Annotated in this window: 16 protein-coding genes; 12 read left to right on the forward strand and 4 right to left on the reverse strand. The window is 73.0% G+C overall.

All coding sequences use genetic code 11. The annotated features are described in order from the left end of the window. Nucleotides 1-15: 15 nt before the first annotated feature. Both paaB and paaA read right to left on the reverse strand, forming a co-directional pair. Nucleotides 16-303: a 1,2-phenylacetyl-CoA epoxidase subunit PaaB gene (gene paaB / locus ACH45E_RS09230; RefSeq protein ID WP_361442172.1), complete on the reverse strand. Its 288-nt coding sequence runs from the start codon at nucleotides 301-303 to the stop codon at nucleotides 16-18. Further along, entirely contained in the window at nucleotides 300-1,289 is a 990-nt protein-coding gene (paaA, locus tag ACH45E_RS09235; protein WP_361442175.1) for a 1,2-phenylacetyl-CoA epoxidase subunit PaaA, read from the reverse strand. Before paaA ends, paaB begins: the two co-directional genes overlap by 4 nt. Before the next feature lie 288 nt (nucleotides 1,290-1,577). Here paaA and ACH45E_RS09240 point away from each other — a divergent pair, with 288 nt between their 5' ends. From ACH45E_RS09240 to ACH45E_RS09250, 3 genes are read left to right on the forward strand one after another with little or no spacing between them, the layout of a single operon-like run. Beyond that, nucleotides 1,578-2,381 (forward strand): DUF5819 family protein, encoded by an 804-nt coding sequence (locus ACH45E_RS09240; RefSeq protein WP_361442178.1) that lies wholly within the window; start codon nucleotides 1,578-1,580, stop codon nucleotides 2,379-2,381. After that, entirely contained in the window at nucleotides 2,378-3,586 is a 1,209-nt protein-coding gene (locus ACH45E_RS09245) for an HTTM domain-containing protein (protein ID WP_361442181.1), read from the forward strand. The genes ACH45E_RS09240 and ACH45E_RS09245 overlap by 4 nt, the downstream gene beginning before the upstream one ends. After that, nucleotides 3,583-4,332: a TrmH family RNA methyltransferase gene (locus ACH45E_RS09250; protein WP_361442184.1), complete on the forward strand. Its 750-nt coding sequence runs from the start codon at nucleotides 3,583-3,585 to the stop codon at nucleotides 4,330-4,332. The genes ACH45E_RS09245 and ACH45E_RS09250 overlap by 4 nt, the downstream gene beginning before the upstream one ends. Nucleotides 4,333-4,356: 24 nt before the next feature. Here ACH45E_RS09250 and paaN read toward each other — a convergent pair whose 3' ends face one another. Next, nucleotides 4,357-6,063: a phenylacetic acid degradation protein PaaN gene (gene paaN / locus ACH45E_RS09255; protein ID WP_361442187.1), complete on the reverse strand. Its 1,707-nt coding sequence runs from the start codon at nucleotides 6,061-6,063 to the stop codon at nucleotides 4,357-4,359. 170 nt (nucleotides 6,064-6,233) lie between these two features. Here paaN and ACH45E_RS09260 point away from each other — a divergent pair, with 170 nt between their 5' ends. From ACH45E_RS09260 to ACH45E_RS09270, 3 genes are all read left to right on the forward strand, one after another. Further along, the gene (locus tag ACH45E_RS09260) at nucleotides 6,234-7,745 is read left to right on the forward strand and encodes a 3-hydroxyacyl-CoA dehydrogenase (RefSeq protein ID WP_361442190.1); all 1,512 of its coding nucleotides are present in this window, start codon (nucleotides 6,234-6,236) and stop codon (nucleotides 7,743-7,745) included. After that, nucleotides 7,745-8,335 carry a TetR/AcrR family transcriptional regulator gene (locus ACH45E_RS09265; protein WP_361442193.1) on the forward strand — a complete coding sequence of 197 codons (591 nt, stop codon included), beginning with the start codon at nucleotides 7,745-7,747 and terminating at the stop codon, nucleotides 8,333-8,335. Before ACH45E_RS09260 ends, ACH45E_RS09265 begins: the two co-directional genes overlap by 1 nt. 89 nt (nucleotides 8,336-8,424) lie before the next feature. After that, nucleotides 8,425-8,601 carry a hypothetical protein gene (locus ACH45E_RS09270; RefSeq protein WP_361442196.1) on the forward strand — a complete coding sequence of 59 codons (177 nt, stop codon included), beginning with the start codon at nucleotides 8,425-8,427 and terminating at the stop codon, nucleotides 8,599-8,601. Nucleotides 8,602-8,618: 17 nt separating this feature from the next. Here the strand turns inward: ACH45E_RS09270 and ACH45E_RS09275 are convergent, their stop codons facing one another. Further along, complete coding sequence (locus ACH45E_RS09275) at nucleotides 8,619-9,119, reverse strand: Lrp/AsnC family transcriptional regulator (RefSeq protein WP_399040315.1); 501 nt, start codon at nucleotides 9,117-9,119, stop codon at nucleotides 8,619-8,621. 175 nt (nucleotides 9,120-9,294) lie between these two features. On the opposite strand from ACH45E_RS09275, the gene pdhA reads away from it, so the two are divergent. The 6 genes from pdhA (at nucleotide 9,295) to ACH45E_RS09305 (ending at nucleotide 16,177) form a co-directional block, all read left to right on the forward strand. Then, a complete protein-coding gene (gene pdhA, locus ACH45E_RS09280; RefSeq protein ID WP_361442199.1) occupies nucleotides 9,295-10,431 on the forward strand; it encodes a pyruvate dehydrogenase (acetyl-transferring) E1 component subunit alpha in 1,137 nt (378 codons plus the stop codon). Further along, nucleotides 10,428-11,432 carry an alpha-ketoacid dehydrogenase subunit beta gene (locus tag ACH45E_RS09285; protein ID WP_361442202.1) on the forward strand — a complete coding sequence of 335 codons (1,005 nt, stop codon included), beginning with the start codon at nucleotides 10,428-10,430 and terminating at the stop codon, nucleotides 11,430-11,432. The genes pdhA and ACH45E_RS09285 overlap by 4 nt, the downstream gene beginning before the upstream one ends. Continuing rightward, entirely contained in the window at nucleotides 11,432-12,760 is a 1,329-nt protein-coding gene (locus ACH45E_RS09290) for a dihydrolipoamide acetyltransferase family protein (RefSeq protein WP_361442205.1), read from the forward strand. The genes ACH45E_RS09285 and ACH45E_RS09290 overlap by 1 nt, the downstream gene beginning before the upstream one ends. A 46-nt stretch (nucleotides 12,761-12,806) precedes the next feature. Next, nucleotides 12,807-13,712 carry an NTP transferase domain-containing protein gene (locus tag ACH45E_RS09295; RefSeq protein ID WP_361442208.1) on the forward strand — a complete coding sequence of 302 codons (906 nt, stop codon included), beginning with the start codon at nucleotides 12,807-12,809 and terminating at the stop codon, nucleotides 13,710-13,712. Continuing rightward, nucleotides 13,709-15,106 carry a molybdopterin molybdotransferase MoeA gene (locus ACH45E_RS09300; RefSeq protein WP_361442211.1) on the forward strand — a complete coding sequence of 466 codons (1,398 nt, stop codon included), beginning with the start codon at nucleotides 13,709-13,711 and terminating at the stop codon, nucleotides 15,104-15,106. The genes ACH45E_RS09295 and ACH45E_RS09300 overlap by 4 nt, the downstream gene beginning before the upstream one ends. A gap of 75 nt (nucleotides 15,107-15,181) precedes the next feature. Then, entirely contained in the window at nucleotides 15,182-16,177 is a 996-nt protein-coding gene (locus ACH45E_RS09305) for an NAD(P)H-quinone oxidoreductase (protein ID WP_361442214.1), read from the forward strand. The last annotated feature ends 1 nt before the right edge of the window (nucleotide 16,178 follow it).

Here is a 16,178-nt window from a genome sequence, read left to right on the forward strand (position 1 = left end):
GCACGGTGGTCGCCGTCACAGGTGCTTCACCCCATCCGGGATCTCGTAGAAGGTCGGGTGCCGGTACGGCTTGTCGGCGGCCGGTTCGAAGAACGGGTCCTTCTCGTCGGGGGAGGACGCCGTGATCGCGGACGCGGGGACGACCCATATGGAGACGCCCTCGCCGCGCCGGGTGTACAGATCGCGGGCGTTGCGCAGGGCCAGTTCCGCGTCCGGGGCGTGCAGGCTGCCGGCGTGGGTGTGGGAGAGCCCGCGGCGGGAGCGCACGAAGACCTCCCACAGAGGCCAGTCGGTGGTGGTCATGCTCGGCTCGCTCCTGTCCCACCGGTGTACTTGTCACCGGTGTGCTTGGCCGCGTACGCCGCGGCCGCCTCCCGTACCCACGCGCCCTCGTCGTGTGCGCGGCGCCGCTGGGTGATGCGCTGTTCGTTGCACGGGCCGTTTCCCTTGAGGACCTCCTGGAACTCCGTCCAGTCGATGGCGCCGAAGTCGTGGTGCCCGAGCTCCTTGTTCCACTTCAGGTCCGGGTCGGGCAGGGTCAGGCCCAGCGACTCGGCCTGCGGGACGCAGATGTCGACGAAGCGCTGGCGCAGCTCGTCGTTGGAATGGCGCTTGATCTTCCACGCCATCGACTGCGCGGAATGCCGCGAGGCGTCGTCGGGCGGGCCGAACATCATCAGGGACGGCCACCACCAGCGGTCCACCGCGTCCTGCGCCATCGCGTGCTGCTCCGGCGTGCCGCGGCTGAGGGCGAGCAGCAGCTCGTACCCCTGGCGCTGGTGGAAGGACTCCTCCTTGCAGACGCGGATCATCGCGCGTGCGTACGGCCCGTACGAGCAGCGGCACAGGGGCACCTGGTTGGTGATGGCGGCGCCGTCCACCAGCCAGCCGATCGCGCCGACGTCGGCCCAGGTCAGGGTGGGGTAGTTGAAGATCGAGGAGTACTTCTGGCGACCGCTGTGCAGCTTGTCGAGGAGTTCCTCCCGGCTGGTGCCGAGGGTCTCGGCGGCGCTGTACAGGTACAGGCCGTGGCCCGCCTCGTCCTGGACCTTGGCCATGAGGATGGCCTTGCGGCGCAGCGAGGGGGCGCGCGTGATCCAGTTGGCCTCCGGCTGCATGCCGATGATCTCGGAGTGGGCGTGCTGGGCGATCTGCCTGACCAGGGTCGCGCGGTAGGCGTCGGGCATCCAGTCGCGCGGCTCGATGCGCTCGTCCGCGGCCACGGCCGCGTCGAAGGCGCGCTCGTACGCCTCCGTGCCGGCGGTGCGCTGCGCGGCTGCTGTGGCCATGCGGTCCCCCTGATCTTGGGCTCTGCTGGAGCACTCTCCCGACCGATCGTTCGGTCCGTGTGGATTCAATGGTGGGGCGAGTCGTCGCGAGGTGTCAACCGCTGTGGAAAACGACACCCACAGCCTGTGGACAACCTCGCTCGTCACCCTGTCCCCCGCCGTGCCGCAGCGCATCGGCAGTGCCTCGGGGCTGCGCCGGACGGGTGAGGCTGAGTACCGTTCCGTGCGGGCGCCGACGAGCCGTGCGGTGCCCGTGGGCCATACGGCGGTGACAGGGAACGGGGCGGAATGGACGCGTACGACGAGGACTCGACGGCCCCGCCGGGGCCTGACGGCCCGGGCGGGACGCGCCACCGGCCCGGGCCGGACGCCACCGGCGGGCCCACCGAGGAGCAGGAGGAGCGGGAGGAGCAGAAGGGGCAGGCGGAGCAGGAGAACGGCCCGCGCACTGGCCTGGCCGCGCTCTCCCTCCGCTACCAGGTCGCCGCCGCCCTCGCGGTGGCGGTCGTCGCGGTGGGCGCATGCGTCCATCTCGGCATGGTGTTCCTGCACGTGGCGCCGGCGAACACGGTGACGAAGCAGCACGGCCGGGCGATCGACGAGTGGATCTACCCGGAGTTCGAGCAGAACTGGAAGCTGTTCGCCCCGAATCCGCTGCAGCAGAACATCGCGGTGCAGGTCCGCGCCGAGGTCAGGGCGGCGGACGGCCCGGTCACGGCCACCGGCTGGTACGACCTGTCGGCGCAGGACGGCGAGGCGATAGACGGCAGTCTGCTGCCCAGCCACACCGAGCAGAACGAGCTGCGCCGGGCCTGGGACTTCTTCGTCGGCACGCACGGCGCCGACAACCGTCCGGTGGGCCTGCGCGGCTCCCTCTCGGAGGAGTACATACGCCGCATCGTGGTCCGGCGGCTGTACACCGAGGACGGCATCGGCCGGAAGAGCGTGATCGAGCGCGTGCAGGTCCGCTCCCGTACGAGCAACGTGCCGCCGCCCACGTGGAGCCACGAGCAGGTCTCCGACACCCCGGTCTACCGGCTGCTGCCCTGGTGGACGGTCACGCGGGACGAGGCCGCGGGAGGTGTGCGGTGAACCGTGTCGCACTGCCGGTCTCCCGCGGTATCGCCCGCGTCACCGAGTCGGCCCTCGGTCCCTACCAGTCCGCCGTGATCCGCATCGGCTCCGCCGGTACCTGGCTGCTGTTCCTGCTGCGCGAGTTCCCTCACCGTGAGCAGCTCTACGGCCCCGACGGCCCCTGGAGCTGGGCCATGGCCCGCCGTCTGACCTCGGACAACGGTGCCTTCTCGGCTCTGATGTGGACGGACGGGCGGGCCTGGTTCGAGGCGTTCTACGTGCTCGCCCTCGTCGCGAGCGCCCTGCTCCTGCTGGGCTGGCGCACCCGCACGGCGTCCGTGCTGTTCATGGTCGGCGTGCTCTCCCTGCAGAACCGCAGCGTCTTCGTGGGCGACGGCGGCGACAACGTCCTGCACCTGATGTCGATCTACCTGGTGTTCACCCGCTGCGGCCAGGTGTGGTCGCTGGACGCCCGGCGGGCGGGCCGCGCGGCGGCGGCACGCGCGCGCGGGGAACGGGTCACCGACCGGGTCGGCCCCCTGCTGTGGGGGGTGCTCGGTCTCGCGCTGGCCGCGGTGACGGTGACGGGCAGCCTGCACAGCGGCCTGTTCGTCCCCGTGCTGCTGTGGACGTTCTGGCTGGCTCAGGGCCTGTGGTGGGCGGTGGAGCGCCGGGCGCGCTCGGCGGAGCCCCGGATCCTGCTGGACGTGATCGCCAACCTCGTGCACAACGGCGCCCTCTTCGTGATCATGGCGGAGGCCTGCCTGATCTACGCCACGGCCGGCTGGTACAAGATCCAGGGCTCGCGATGGCAGGACGGCACGGCCGTCTACTACCCGCTGCACCTGGACTACTTCTCGCCCTGGCCCGCCCTCGCCGACCTGCTGTCGGCCAACGGCACCCTGGTCATGCTGGTGACGTACGGGACGGTCGTCGCGCAGGTCGCCTTCCCGTTCACGCTGTTCAACCGGCGGGTCAAGAACGTGCTGCTGGCCGTGATGATGACCGAGCACGCCGCGATCGCGGTCGTCCTCGGGCTGCCCTTCTTCTCGCTGGCGATGATCGCCGCGGACTCGGTGTTCCTGCCGACGTCCTTCCTGCTCCGGCTCGGCGGCTGGGCGGCACGCGCGCGTGAGCGGCTGCTGCGGCGCGGCGGCCCGGACCTGCCCCCGCCGCGCTCGGCGGAGGACGGTGAGACCGCCCGCGTAGGCTTCGGGGCATGACCGGCCCCGTCACCCGCTGGCGCGAGCGCGCCGCCGCCTGTGTACTGCTCGACGGCTTCCACGCCCTCAAGCACGCGGTGCGCTTCGCAGCCGAGGTACCGGTCGCGGTCACCACCGACCGGTCGGCGGCGCTCGCCCTCGCCGACGAGCTGGCCCCGGACGTCCGGGACACGCTGGACGCGCTCCTGGCCGAGGTGCCTCAGGCGACGTACGCGACCCTGGTGCCGCGTCCGCACCCCACAGGCGTGGCCGCCCTGGCCGTACGGCCGTCCCGCGCGGCGAGCCTGGAGAAGCTGGCGCATGCCCCGCGCGGCGCGCCCGTCGTGGTCCTCGACAACCCGCGCAACCTCGGAAACGCGGGGGCCGTGATCCGCCTGGCCGCCGGCTTCGGGGCGACCGGGGTCGTCACCACGGGCACGCTCGACCCATGGCATCCCACGGTGGTGCGCGGCGGGGCGGGGCTGCATTTCGCGACCGCCGTGGAGCGGCTGACCGTCGCCGAACTGCCGCCCGGCCCCCTGTTCGCCCTTGACCCGGAGGGCGAGGACCTCCGGGGTCTGAAGCTGCCGGACGACGCGGTGCTCGCCTTCGGCTCGGAGCGCAGCGGGCTTTCCGCCGAGCTGCGCGCCCGCACCGACCATCTGGTGTCCCTGCCGATGCGCCCCCAGGTCTCCAGCTACAACCTCGCGACCAGTGTGGCCATGACGCTGTACCACTGGAGCGCCACCGGGGGCGCACCCTCCTGAGCCGGCCCCAGACCTCCCGGCGGACTAGACCTCCCGGCGGACCTCCACCACTCGGAAGCGGCCCGCCACGAAGGCGCCGTCGCACAGGGCGGCGTTGGCCGCCGGGTTGCCGCCGGAGCCGTGGAAGTCGGAGAAGGCGGCGGTCTGGTTCACGTACACCCCGCCGGTGAGGTTGAGCGACAGCTGGGCGGCCTCCTCCAGGCAGGCCTCCTCGATCGCCTGCTCGACCTGCTCGTCGGTGGTGTACGCGCCGACCGTCATCGCGCCCTTCTCGCGGACCGTGCGCCGCAGCAGTTCCACCGCGTCGGCGGCCGAGTCGACGGCGACGGCGAAGGAGACGGGGCCGAAGCACTCGCTCATGTAGGCGGCCTCGTCGTCGGCTCCCTCCCAGTATTTCCGCGCGCCGTCCAGCTTGACGATCACCGGCGTGCGGACGACCGCGCCCGGGAACTCCGGGTTGGCGACCTCACGCGAGGCGAGCGCGACCTCGCCGAGCCCGGCCGCGGCCTCCAGACGGGCCTTCACGTCCGGGTTGACGATCGCGCCGAGCAGGGCGTTCGCGCGCGCGTCGTCCCCGAGCAGGCCGTCGACCGAACGGGCGAGGTCGGCGACCACCTCGTCGTAGGACTTGGGGCCCTGGTCGGTACGGATGCCGTCGCGGGGGACGAGCAGGTTCTGCGGGGTGGTGCACATCTGGCCGCTGTACAGGGACAAGGAGAAGGCGAGATTCGAGAGCATCGCCTTGTAGTCGTCCGTCGACTCCACGATCACCGTGTTGACGCCGGCCTTCTCCGTGTAGACCTGCGCCTGGCGGGCGTTGGCCTCCAGCCAGTCGCCGAACGCCGTCGAGCCCGTGTAGTCGATGATCCTGATCTCGGGGCGGGTGGCCAGCGTCTTGGCGATGCCCTCGCCCGGGCGCTCGGCGGCGAGGGCGACCAGGTTCGGGTCGAAGCCGGCCTCGGCGAGCACCTGGCGGGCCACCTGGACGGTGAGGGCGAGCGGCAGCACCGCGCGCGGATGGGGCTTGACCAGGACCGCGTTGCCGGTGGCCAGGGAGGCGAACAGGCCCGGGTAGCCGTTCCACGTCGGGAAGGTGTTGCAGCCGATGAGCAGCGCGGTCCCGCGCGGGACCGGCGTGAAGCGCTTGACGAGGGCCAGCGGGTCGCGCTTGCCCTGCGGCTTGGTCCACTCCGCGGTGTCGGGGGTGCGCACCTGCTCGGCGTAGGCGTACGCCACCGCCTCCAGGCCGCGGTCCTGGGCGTGCGGGCCGCCGGCCTGGAACGCCATCATGAACGCCTGGCCGGAGGTGTGCATGACGGCGTGTGCGAACTCGTGCGTACGGTCGCTGATCCGCTTGAGGATCTCCAGGCAGACCACGGCCCGGGCCTCCGCGCCCGCGTCCCGCCACGTGCCCTGTCCGGCGCGCATCGCGGGCAGCAGGGTGTCGACGTCCGCGTGCGGGTAGGTGACGCCGAGCTCGATGCCGTAGGGGGAGACCTCGCCGCCCACCCAGTCGTCCGTGCCGGGCTGGCCGAGGTCGAGGCGGGTGCCGAGGAGAGCGTCGAAGGCGGCCTTGCCCGCGGCCGCGTCCAGGCTGCCGTTCTCGCCGTACGCCTTCGGGTGCTCGGGGTGCGGGGACCAGTACGCACGTGTGCGGATCGCCTCCAGCGCCTGGTCGAGGGTGGGCCGGTGCTTGGCGATCAGCTCGTGCGCGGTCAGTTCGGCGGCCATGCGGGACCAACTCCTCGTCTGAAAGAGCTCTCCGTCGAGCTCATGACCTGGGCAGAAACAGCAGAACCATGGGCAGGAACAGCCGGACAGAGTTAGAGTAACCGAACGATCGGTCGGGACAAGGGGGTCCGCCGCATCTGTGGAAAACCCTGTGCGGGAGGATCGCGCTCATGACAGCACTCGACCTCAGCAGCCCCGTGGCCGTGGTCGGCACCGGCACCATGGGCCAGGGCATCGCCCAGGTCGCGCTGGTCGCGGGCCATCTCGTACGGCTGTACGACACCGTGCCCGGGCGCGCCCAGGAGGCGGCCGCCGCGATCGGTGCCCGGCTGGACCGGCTCGTGGCGAAGGACCGGCTCACCGGCGCCGAACGGGACGCCGCCCGCGACCGGCTCCGGCCGGCCGAGAGCCTCGCCGAGCTCGCCGACTGCGCCCTGGTCGTCGAGGCGGTCCTGGAGCGGCTGGACGTCAAGCAGGAGCTCTTCCGCGAGCTGGAGGGCATCGTCGCCGAGGACTGCCTGCTCGCCACCAACACCTCCTCCCTGTCGGTGACCGCCATCGGCGGGGCGCTGCGGGGTGCCGGGCGGTTCGTGGGCCTGCACTTCTTCAACCCCGCCCCGCTGATGCCGTTGGTGGAGGTCGTCTCCGGGTTCGCCACCGACGTCACCTCGGCCACGCGCGCGTACGAGACCGCCCGCGCCTGGGGCAAGACCCCGGTGGCCTGCGCCGACACCCCGGGCTTCATCGTCAACCGCATAGCCCGGCCCTTCTACGCCGAGGCCTTCGCCGTCTACGAGGCCCAGGCCGCCGACCCGGCCACCATCGACGCCGTCCTGCGCGAGTGCGGCGGCTTCCGGATGGGCGCCTTCGAACTGACCGACCTCATCGGGCAGGACGTCAACGAGTCCGTCACGCACTCCGTGTGGCAGGCCTTCTTCCAGGACGTCCGCTTCACACCGTCGCTCGCCCAGCGCCGCCTGGTCGAGTCCGGCCGCCTGGGCCGCAAGACCGGGCACGGCTGGTACGACTACGCCGAGGACGGTGAGCGCCCCGAACCGCACACCGCCGAGAAGGCGCAGGCACCCGCCTACGTCGTCGCGGAGGGCGGCCTGGGCCCGGCTGCCGATCTGCTCACGCTGATCCGCGAAGCGGGCATCCAGGTCCGCGAGGAGGACGAGGACCACGGCACCCGCCTGGTCCTGCCCAGCGGCGGCCAGCTGGTCCTCGCCGACGGCCAGACCTCCGTGGAGTTCCGCGACGTCGTCTACTTCGACCTCGCCCTCGACTACCGCCGGGCCACCCGCGTCGCCCTGTCCGCCTCCCAGGACACCTCCCCGCAGACCCTTCAGGAGGCCGTCGGCCTCTTCCAGGCGCTCGGCAAGGACGTCAGCCTCATCGGGGACGCCCCCGGCATGATCGTCGCCCGCACGGTCGCCCGTATAGTCGACCTCGCGCACGACGCCGTCGCCAAGGGCGTGGCCACCGAGGAGGACATCGACACCGCGATGTGCCTGGGTGTCAACTACCCCCTCGGCCCCTTCGAGTGGAGCCGCAGGCTCGGCCGCGGCTGGGCCTACGACCTCCTGGACGACCTGCACCTGCGCGACCCCTCCGGGCGCTACGCCCCGTCCCTCGCGCTCTACCGCCACGCGTACGCCACCGAGCGGCGGGAGGGCTCCTGATGACCACCGCCAAGCGGGACACCTACACCCCCGAGACCCTGCTCTCCGTCGCCGTGCGGGTCTTCAACGAGCGTGGCTACGACGGCACCTCCATGGAGCACCTCTCCAAGGCGGCCGGCATCTCCAAGTCGTCGATCTACCACCACGTGACCGGCAAGGAGGAACTCCTGCGCCGCGCCGTCACCCGGGCGCTGGACGGCCTCTTCGGGATCCTCGAAGAGGACCGCGCGCGCGTGGGGCGGCCCGCGGACCGCCTGGAGTACGTCGTCCGGCGCATGGTCGAGGTACTGATAGCCGAGCTGCCCTACGTGACGCTGCTGCTGCGCGTGCGCGGGAACACCGCCACCGAGCGCTGGGCGCTGGAGCGGCGGCGCGACTTCGACCACCGGGTGGCCGACCTGCTGCAGGCGGCCGCCGCCGACGGGGAGGTGCGCGGCGACGTGGAGGTGCGCCTGGCGACCCGGCTGGTCTTCGGCATGATCAACTCGATCGTGGAGTGGTACCGGCCGGACGGCCGAGGCATGGGCGAGCGCGAAGTGGCCGACGCGGTGGCGCGGCTGGTCTTCTCGGGGCTGCGACAGGCCGGCTGAGGGCGCGCTGCGGTGTGAGTACGCGCGCGTGGCCCGGTGGGACATCCGCAGCGGCACTTGCTCCCGTCCCCGGCGATGGGGTGGCGCGCATGATCCAACCGCTGCGCGCCGCCACGCGACCTGGTGGAAGGCGTCCCTCGTGGCTGCTGCCGCGCCGCCGGTCCCTGCGCACGTCGCGCATGCCGGCCGCCGGCGCCGGACTCGGCTTCGCGCTGCTTCCGGTGCTGTGGCTGATGGTCGCGATCGCGGTGGTGCCCTCGTCCTGACGGGCGGGCCCGGGCGGTCAGGTCTCCGGCTCGAGGTCCTCTTCCTCGAAGACCAGCAGGGTCCGGGTGCTGAGCACCTCGGGGATGGCCTGGAGCCGGGTGAGCACCAGCTCGCGCAGGGCCCTGTTGTCCGGGGTGTGCACCAGGAGCAGGACGTCGAAGTCGCCGCCCACCAGAGCGATGTGCGAGGCGCCCGGCAGCTGTCTGAGCTGTTCGCGCACGGTGCGCCAGGTGTTCTGCACGATCTTCAGGGTGATGTAGGCCGACGTGCCGTGGCCCGCCCGTTCGTGGTCGACGCGGGCGCCGAAACCCCGGATGACACCGTCCTCGACGAGGCGGTTGATGCGTGCGTAGGCGTTCGCGCGCGAGACATGGACCCGCTCGGCGACCGACCGTATCGACGCGCGGCCGTCCGCCTGGAGCATCCGCAGGATGTCCTGGTCGATGGCGTCCAGCGGACGCGGCGGTGGCAGAGTGGCACCGGACTCCGTGCTCTCGGCCATTTGTTCAGATGCCATGTCCCCCCGCCTTCCCGCCGTGGACGACCTGCGTTCATTCCAGGGTGTGGAGAACCGTTTGTCCACAGCCTCGGGGGGCCCGTAGCCAAAATGTGTCGGCGACCGAACAATCGGTAGGTGAGGCGGGTCACCGACGACGCGCCTCCCGTAGCCGCTCCCACGAGGAGGTGCCGTCATGACGGTCATGGAGCAGCGGGGCGCGTACCGGCCATCGCCGCCGCCCGCTTGGCAGCCCCGTACCGACCCCGCGCCGCTGCTGCCCGACCCCGATCCGTACCGCGTCCTCGGTACCGAGGCGGTCGCCGAGGCCGACCCGGAGCTGCTGCGCCGGCTCTACGCCCACCTGGTGCGCGGCCGCCGCTACAACACGCAGGCCACCGCCCTCACCAAGCAGGGCCGTCTCGCCGTCTACCCCTCCAGCACCGGCCAGGAGGCCTGCGAGGTCGCCGCCGCGCTCGCCCTCGCGGAACAGGACTGGCTCTTCCCCAGCTACCGCGACACGCTCGCCGCCGTGGCCCGCGGAGTGGACCCCGTCGAGGCCCTCACCCTGCTGCGCGGCGACTGGCACACCGGCTACGACCCCTACGAGCACCGTGTCGCCCCGCTGAGCACCCCGCTGGCCACCCAGCTCCCGCACGCCGTCGGCCTCGCCCACGCCGCCCGCCTCAAGGGCGACGACGTGGTCGCGCTCGCCCTGGTCGGCGACGGCGGCACCAGCGAGGGCGACTTCCACGAGGCGCTGAACTTCGCCGCCGTCTGGCAGGCCCCGGTCGTCTTCCTGGTCCAGAACAACGGCTTCGCCATCTCCGTACCGCTCGCCAAGCAGACCGCCGCGCCCTCCCTGGCCCACAAGGCCGTCGGGTACGGCATGCCGGGCCGCCTGGTCGACGGCAACGACGCGGCAGCCGTGCACGAGGTCCTCAGCGACGCCGTGCGGCACGCGCGCGCGGGCGGCGGCCCCACCCTGGTCGAGGCCGTGACGTACCGCATCGACGCCCACACCAACGCCGACGACGCCACCCGCTACCGCGGCGACGCCGAGGTCGCGACCTGGCGCGAGCACGACCCCGTCCAGCTCCTGGAGCGCGAACTGACCGCACGCGGCCTGCTCGACGAGGACGGCATCCGGGCCGCGCGCGAGGACGCCGAGGCAATGGCCGCCGACCTGCGCGAGCGCATGAACCGGAACGCGGAACTCGACCCGATGGACCTCTTCGCCCACGTGTACGCCGAGCCCACCCCGCAACTGCGGGAGCAGCGCGACCTGCTGCGGGCCGAGCTGGCGGCCGAGCAGGAAGGCGGTGACCGATGACCACCGTCGCCGTCAAGCCCGCCACCATGGCGCAGGCCCTCACGCGCGCGCTGCGCGACGCGATGGCCGCCGACCCTGCCGTGCACGTCATGGGCGAGGACGTCGGCACCCTCGGCGGTGTCTTCCGGGTCACCGACGGGCTCGCCAAGGAGTTCGGCGAGGACCGCTGCACGGACACCCCGCTGGCCGAGGCGGGCATCCTCGGCACGGCCGTCGGTATGGCCATGTACGGGCTGCGCCCGGTCGTGGAGATGCAGTTCGACGCCTTCGCCTACCCCGCCTTCGAACAGCTGATCAGCCACGTCTCGCGGATGCGCAACCGCACCCGCGGCCGGATGCCCCTGCCGATCACCATCCGCGTCCCCTACGGCGGCGGCATCGGCGGCGTCGAGCACCACAGCGACTCCTCCGAGGCGTACTACATGGCGACTCCGGGGCTCCATGTCGTCACGCCCGCCACCGTCGCCGACGCCTACGGACTGCTGCGCGCGGCCATCGCCTCGGACGACCCCGTCGTCTTCCTCGAACCCAAGCGGCTGTACTGGTCGAAGGACTCCTGGAACCCGGAGGAGCCGCGGACCGTTGAGCCGATAGGACGCGCGGTGGTGCGGCACGCGGGCCGCAGTGCCACGCTCATCACCTACGGGCCGTCCGTACCCGTCTGCCTCGAGGCCGCCGAGGCGGCCCGGGCCGAGGGCTGGGACCTCGAAGTCGTCGACCTGCGCTCCCTGGTGCCGTTCGACGACGAGACGGTCGCCGCGTCGGTGCGGCGCACCGGGCGCGCGGTCGTCGTACACGAATCGGGCGGGTTCGGCGGACCGGGCGGGGAGATCGCCGCCCGTGTCACGGAGCGCTGCTTCCACCATCTTCAGGCGCCGGTGCTGCGCGTGGCCGGGTTCGACATCCCCTACCCGCCGCCGATGCTGGAGCGGCACCATCTGCCCGGCGTCGACCGGATCCTGGACGCCGTGGCGCGTCTGCAGTGGGAGGCCGAGGGCTGATGGCACAGGTGCTCGAGTTCAAGCTCCCCGACCTCGGGGAGGGGCTGACCGAGGCGGAGATCGTCCGCTGGCTGGTCCAGGTCGGCGATGTCGTCGCCATCGACCAGCCGGTCGTCGAGGTCGAGACGGCCAAGGCGATGGTCGAGGTCCCCTGCCCCTACGGCGGCGTGGTCACCGCCCGCTTCGGCGAGGAGGGCACGGAACTGCCGGTGGGCGCGCCGCTGCTGACGGTGGCGGTGGGTCCCCCGGCCGACGGCCGGAACACCGGGGGGTCGGGCAACGTCCTGGTCGGCTACGGCACCTCGGAAGCACCGGCGCGGCGCCGGAGGGTACGGTCGGCCGCCGCCGACGGGAAGGCCAAGGGCCCCGCTCCGGTGCCATCCGTCCCCGTGTCGTCCGAGCCCGTGCCCGTGCCATCGGCCCCCGTGCCCGCCGAAGGTCCGGTCCCCGTGATCTCGCCGCTGGTGCGCCGGCTCGCCCGCGACAACGGCCTCGACCTGCGGCAGCTGTGCGGGTCCGGTCCCGACGGGCTGATCCTGCGAGCCGACGTCGAGCACGCCCTGCGGATCAAGGCCGCCCCCGCCCCCGTGGCGGAGGAAGCCCCCGCCCCTGCCCCCGCCTCGGCCTCCGCCGTCCGCAACGGCGTCCGCACCCCCCTCAAGGGCGTCCGCGGTGCCGTCGCCGACAAGCTCTCCCGCAGCCGGCGGGAGATCCCGGACGCCACGTGCTGGGTCGACGCGGACGCCACCGAGCTCATGCGCGCGCGAGCCGCGATGAACGCGGGCGCGGGACCGAAGATCTCGCTGCTCGCGCTGCTCGCCCGCATCTGCACCGCGGCCCTCGCCCGGTACCCCGAGCTGAACTCCTACGTGGACACCGAGGCCCGCGAGCTCGTCCGGCTCGACCACGTCCACCTCGGGTTCGCCGCGCAGACCGAACGCGGGCTGGTCGTGCCGGTCGTCCGGGACGCCCACGCACGCGACGCCGAATCCCTGGGCGCCGAGTTCGCGCGGCTGACCGATGCCGCCCGGTCCGGGACACTGACACCCGGGGAACTCACCGGCGGCACCTTCACGTTGAACAACTACGGGGTGTTCGGCGTCGACGGCTCCACCCCGATCATCAACCACCCCGAGGCGGCCATGCTCGGCGTCGGCCGCATCGTGTCCAAACCCTGGGTGCATGAGGGCGAGCTGGCCGTGCGCCAGGTCGTCCAGCTGTCGCTCACCTTCGACCACCGGGTGTGCGACGGCGGCACGGCGGGCGGCTTCCTGCGGTACGTGGCGGACTGCGTGGAACAGCCGGCGGTGCTGCTGCGCACCCTGTGACACAGGCGGTGTCCGCAAGAAGGGACGCACAGGACATACTCGGAGGGTGACCGACAACGCCCCGGCCAACGTCCCGGCCGCCGGGACCGCCCTGCCGTACGACGCCGTCGTGCTGGCCGGCGGTGCCGCCCGGCGACTCGGCGGGGCCGACAAGCCCGGCCTGCGGGTCGGCGGGCGCCCACTGCTCGACCGGGTGCTCGCGGCCTGCGCCGACGCGGCCACGACCGTCGTCGTGGCCGACCCCCGGGCCACCGCGCGCCCGGTGCGGTGGGCCCGCGAGGAACCCCCGGGCGCCGGCCCGGTCGCCGCACTGGACGCCGGGCTGCGGCACACCACGGCGGAGCACCTCGTCCTGCTCTCCGCCGACCTGCCGTTCCTCGAAACGGCCACCGTGGGGCGGCTGCTGGCAGCCCTGCGTACCACCACGGCCGAGGGCGCGCTGCTCACCGACGCGGACGGACGCGACCAGCCGCTGGTGGCCGCGTACCGCACGGCCGCGCTGCGCCGTGAGCTGACGACGCTCACCGGCGCTCACGGCGGCCTCACCGGGCTACCCCTGCGCCGGCTGACCGGCGCGCTGGACCTCACCCGCGTCCCGGACCCGGTCGCTTCCTTCGACTGCGACACCTGGGACGACATCGCCGCCGCCAGGGCACGGATCAGGGAGCATGGGCACGTGTTGGATGAATGGATCTCCGCAGTCAAGGACGAGCTGGGCATCGACCTGGACGTCGACACCGGCGTCCTGCTCGACCTCGCCCGTGATGCCGCGCACGGCGTGGCCAGGCCCGCCGCCCCGCTGACCACCTTCCTCGTCGGCTACGCCGCGGCCCAGGGCAAGGGAGGCCCCGAGGCCGTCGCCGAGGCCGCCCGGAAGGCCGCGGCTCTGGCCCTGCGCTGGGAGGAAGAGAACAACCCCGCCCAGCCCGCCCCCGGCCCGGACGCCACATGACCGCCCGCGCCACCCGGAGCGGCGAGTACGCCGAGCACGCCGAGGAAACAGACGACCTCGACGTCGAGGAGGCGCTCGCCCTCGTGAGGGAACCCCGCGAAGACAACGGCCCCGCCGAAGGCGGCCCCACCCGGGGCGGCCAGGTCCCCGCGCCCGCCGCCCAGGAGAGGCACGCCGCCGACGACCGTCACCACAAGGCCTCCCCCTGGCCACAGGCCCGCGAGACCGCCGCCCGCGCGGGCCGGGCCGGTGCCCGCCGCGCCCCGGTCGACGTCGCCCTCGCGGACGCCCTCGGTCTGGCACTGGCCGCCCCCCTCAACGCCCTCACCGACCTCCCCTCCTTCGACACCTCCGCGATGGACGGCTGGGCCGTGGCGGGCCCGGGCCCTTGGGATGTCCGGGAGGACGGCGTCCTGGCCGGTCACGGCTCCGCCGAGCCGCTGACGGACGGAGAGGCGGTACGGATCGCCACCGGCGCCCGCATCCCGCCGGACACCACCGCCGTCCTGCGCAGCGAGCACGGCCGCACCGACGGCAAGGGCCGACTGCACCCCACCCGCGACATGGTCCACGGACAGGACATCCGCCCGCGCGGCCAGGAATGCCGCAGCGGCGACCAACTGCTGCCCTTCGGCACCCTGGTCACCCCCGCCGTCCTGGGGCTCGCGGCCGCCGCCGGATACGACACGGTCACCGCCGTCCCCCGTCCCCGCGCGGAAGTCCTCGTCCTCGGCGACGAGTTGCTCACCGAGGGCCTCCCGCACGACGGGCTCATCCGCGACGCCCTCGGCCCGATGCTCCCGCCCTGGCTGCGCGCCCTGGGCGCTGAGGTCACCCGGGTGCGCCGGCTCGGCGACGACGCCAAGGCCCTGCACAAGGCCGTCACCTCGTCCGACGCCGACCTCATCGTCACCACCGGCGGCACCGCCTCCGGACCCGTCGACCACGTCCACCCCACCCTGCGCCGCATCGGTGCCGAACTCCTCGTCGACGGCGTCAAGGTGCGTCCGGGCCACCCCATGCTGCTGGCCCGCATCAAGGACGGGCAGCACCTCGTCGGCCTGCCCGGCAACCCCCTGGCGGCCGTCTCCGGTCTGCTCACGCTCGCCGAGCCCCTGCTGCGGACCCTCGCCGCGCGTCCCGCCCCCGAGCCGTACACGCTGCCGTTGAAGGAGGCGGTGCACGGGCATCCGCACGACACCCGGCTCACCCCCGTCGTGCTGCGCGGTGATCACGCCGTGCCGCTGCACTACAACGGCCCGGCGATGCTGCGCGGCATCGCCGCCGCCGACGCGCTCGCGGTCGTACCGCCGGGCGGCGCCCGGCAGGGACAGGAGACGGAGCTGCTCGATCTGCCGTGGGCGGCCGCCGGGATCGGAGTGTGTTTCACGTGAAACCCCGGGACCGGGCCGGCCGCGACCGGGCGGCCCTCCACCGCGCGGTCTGCGGCGAGGAGTAGCGTCGCCGCCATGTATGCGATCACGATTCCCGAACCCGGTGGGCCCGAGGCGCTGGTCTGGGACGAGGTCCCCGATCCGGTGCCCGGAGAAGGCGAAGTGCTGGTCGAGGTGGTGGCCGGCGCCGTCAACCGTGCCGACATCATGCAACGGCAGGGCTTCTACGACCCGCCTCCCGGTGCGCCCGTGTACCCGGGCCTCGAGTGCTCCGGCCGGATCGCCGCGCTGGGGCCCGGTGTGGGCGGCTGGTCGGTCGGTGACGAGGTGTGCGCGCTGCTCTCGGGCGGCGGGTATGCCGAGAAGGTCGCCGTCCCGGCCGGGCAGTTGCTGCCCGTGCCCGAGGGCGTCGGCCTGAAGCAGGCCGCGGGACTGCCCGAGGTGGTCTGCACGGTCTGGTCGAACGTCTTCATGGTCGCCCATCTGCGCCCCGGCGAGACCCTGCTCGTGCACGGCGGTTCCAGCGGCATCGGCACGATGGCGATCCAGCTCGCCAAGGCGGTCGGCGCCAAGGTCGCCGTCACGGCCGGCACCAAGGAGAAGCTGGACTTCTGCGCCGGGCTGGGCGCCGACATCCTGATCAACTACCGGGAGCAGGACTTCGTCGCCGAGGTCAAGGAGGCCACGGGCGGCGCGGGTGCCGACGTCATCCTCGACAACATGGGCGCCAAGTACCTGGACCGCAACGTCAAGGCCCTCGCCGTCAACGGCCGGATCGCCGTGATCGGCCTTCAGGGCGGAGTCAAGGGGGAGCTGAACCTGGGCGCGCTGCTCAGCAAGCGGGCCGCGATCAGCGCGACCTCGCTGCGCGCCCGTCCGCTCGGTGAGAAGGCGGCCATCGTCGCGGCCGTACGCGAGCACGTCTGGCCGCTGCTCGCCGACGGCCACGTCCGGCCGGTCATCGACCGCGAACTGCCGATGCCCGAGGCGGCCGAGGCCCACCGGGTGGTGGAGGCGAGCGGTCACATCGGCAAGGTGCTGCTGCTGGTGCCCGAGCGGAGCCAGGACTAGG

The sequence above is a fragment of the Streptomyces sp. NPDC020299 genome, assembly GCF_044387825.1.
Lineage (GTDB): Bacteria > Actinomycetota > Actinomycetes > Streptomycetales > Streptomycetaceae > Streptomyces.

Coding starts and splice junctions, on each gene's coding strand:
- paaB (WP_361442172.1), bottom strand. CDS start 303: ATGACCACCACCGACTGGCCTCTGTGGGAGGTCTTCGTGCGCTCCCGC.
- paaA (WP_361442175.1), bottom strand. CDS start 1,289: ATGGCCACAGCAGCCGCGCAGCGCACCGCCGGCACGGAGGCGTACGAG.
- ACH45E_RS09240 (WP_361442178.1), top strand. CDS start 1,578: ATGGACGCGTACGACGAGGACTCGACGGCCCCGCCGGGGCCTGACGGC.
- ACH45E_RS09250 (WP_361442184.1), top strand. CDS start 3,583: ATGACCGGCCCCGTCACCCGCTGGCGCGAGCGCGCCGCCGCCTGTGTA.
- paaN (WP_361442187.1), bottom strand. CDS start 6,063: ATGGCCGCCGAACTGACCGCGCACGAGCTGATCGCCAAGCACCGGCCC.
- ACH45E_RS09260 (WP_361442190.1), top strand. CDS start 6,234: ATGACAGCACTCGACCTCAGCAGCCCCGTGGCCGTGGTCGGCACCGGC.
- ACH45E_RS09265 (WP_361442193.1), top strand. CDS start 7,745: ATGACCACCGCCAAGCGGGACACCTACACCCCCGAGACCCTGCTCTCC.
- ACH45E_RS09270 (WP_361442196.1), top strand. CDS start 8,425: ATGATCCAACCGCTGCGCGCCGCCACGCGACCTGGTGGAAGGCGTCCC.
- ACH45E_RS09275 (WP_399040315.1), bottom strand. CDS start 9,119: ATGGCATCTGAACAAATGGCCGAGAGCACGGAGTCCGGTGCCACTCTG.
- pdhA (WP_361442199.1), top strand. CDS start 9,295: ATGACGGTCATGGAGCAGCGGGGCGCGTACCGGCCATCGCCGCCGCCC.
- ACH45E_RS09285 (WP_361442202.1), top strand. CDS start 10,428: ATGACCACCGTCGCCGTCAAGCCCGCCACCATGGCGCAGGCCCTCACG.
- ACH45E_RS09290 (WP_361442205.1), top strand. CDS start 11,432: ATGGCACAGGTGCTCGAGTTCAAGCTCCCCGACCTCGGGGAGGGGCTG.
- ACH45E_RS09300 (WP_361442211.1), top strand. CDS start 13,709: ATGACCGCCCGCGCCACCCGGAGCGGCGAGTACGCCGAGCACGCCGAG.
- ACH45E_RS09305 (WP_361442214.1), top strand. CDS start 15,182: ATGTATGCGATCACGATTCCCGAACCCGGTGGGCCCGAGGCGCTGGTC.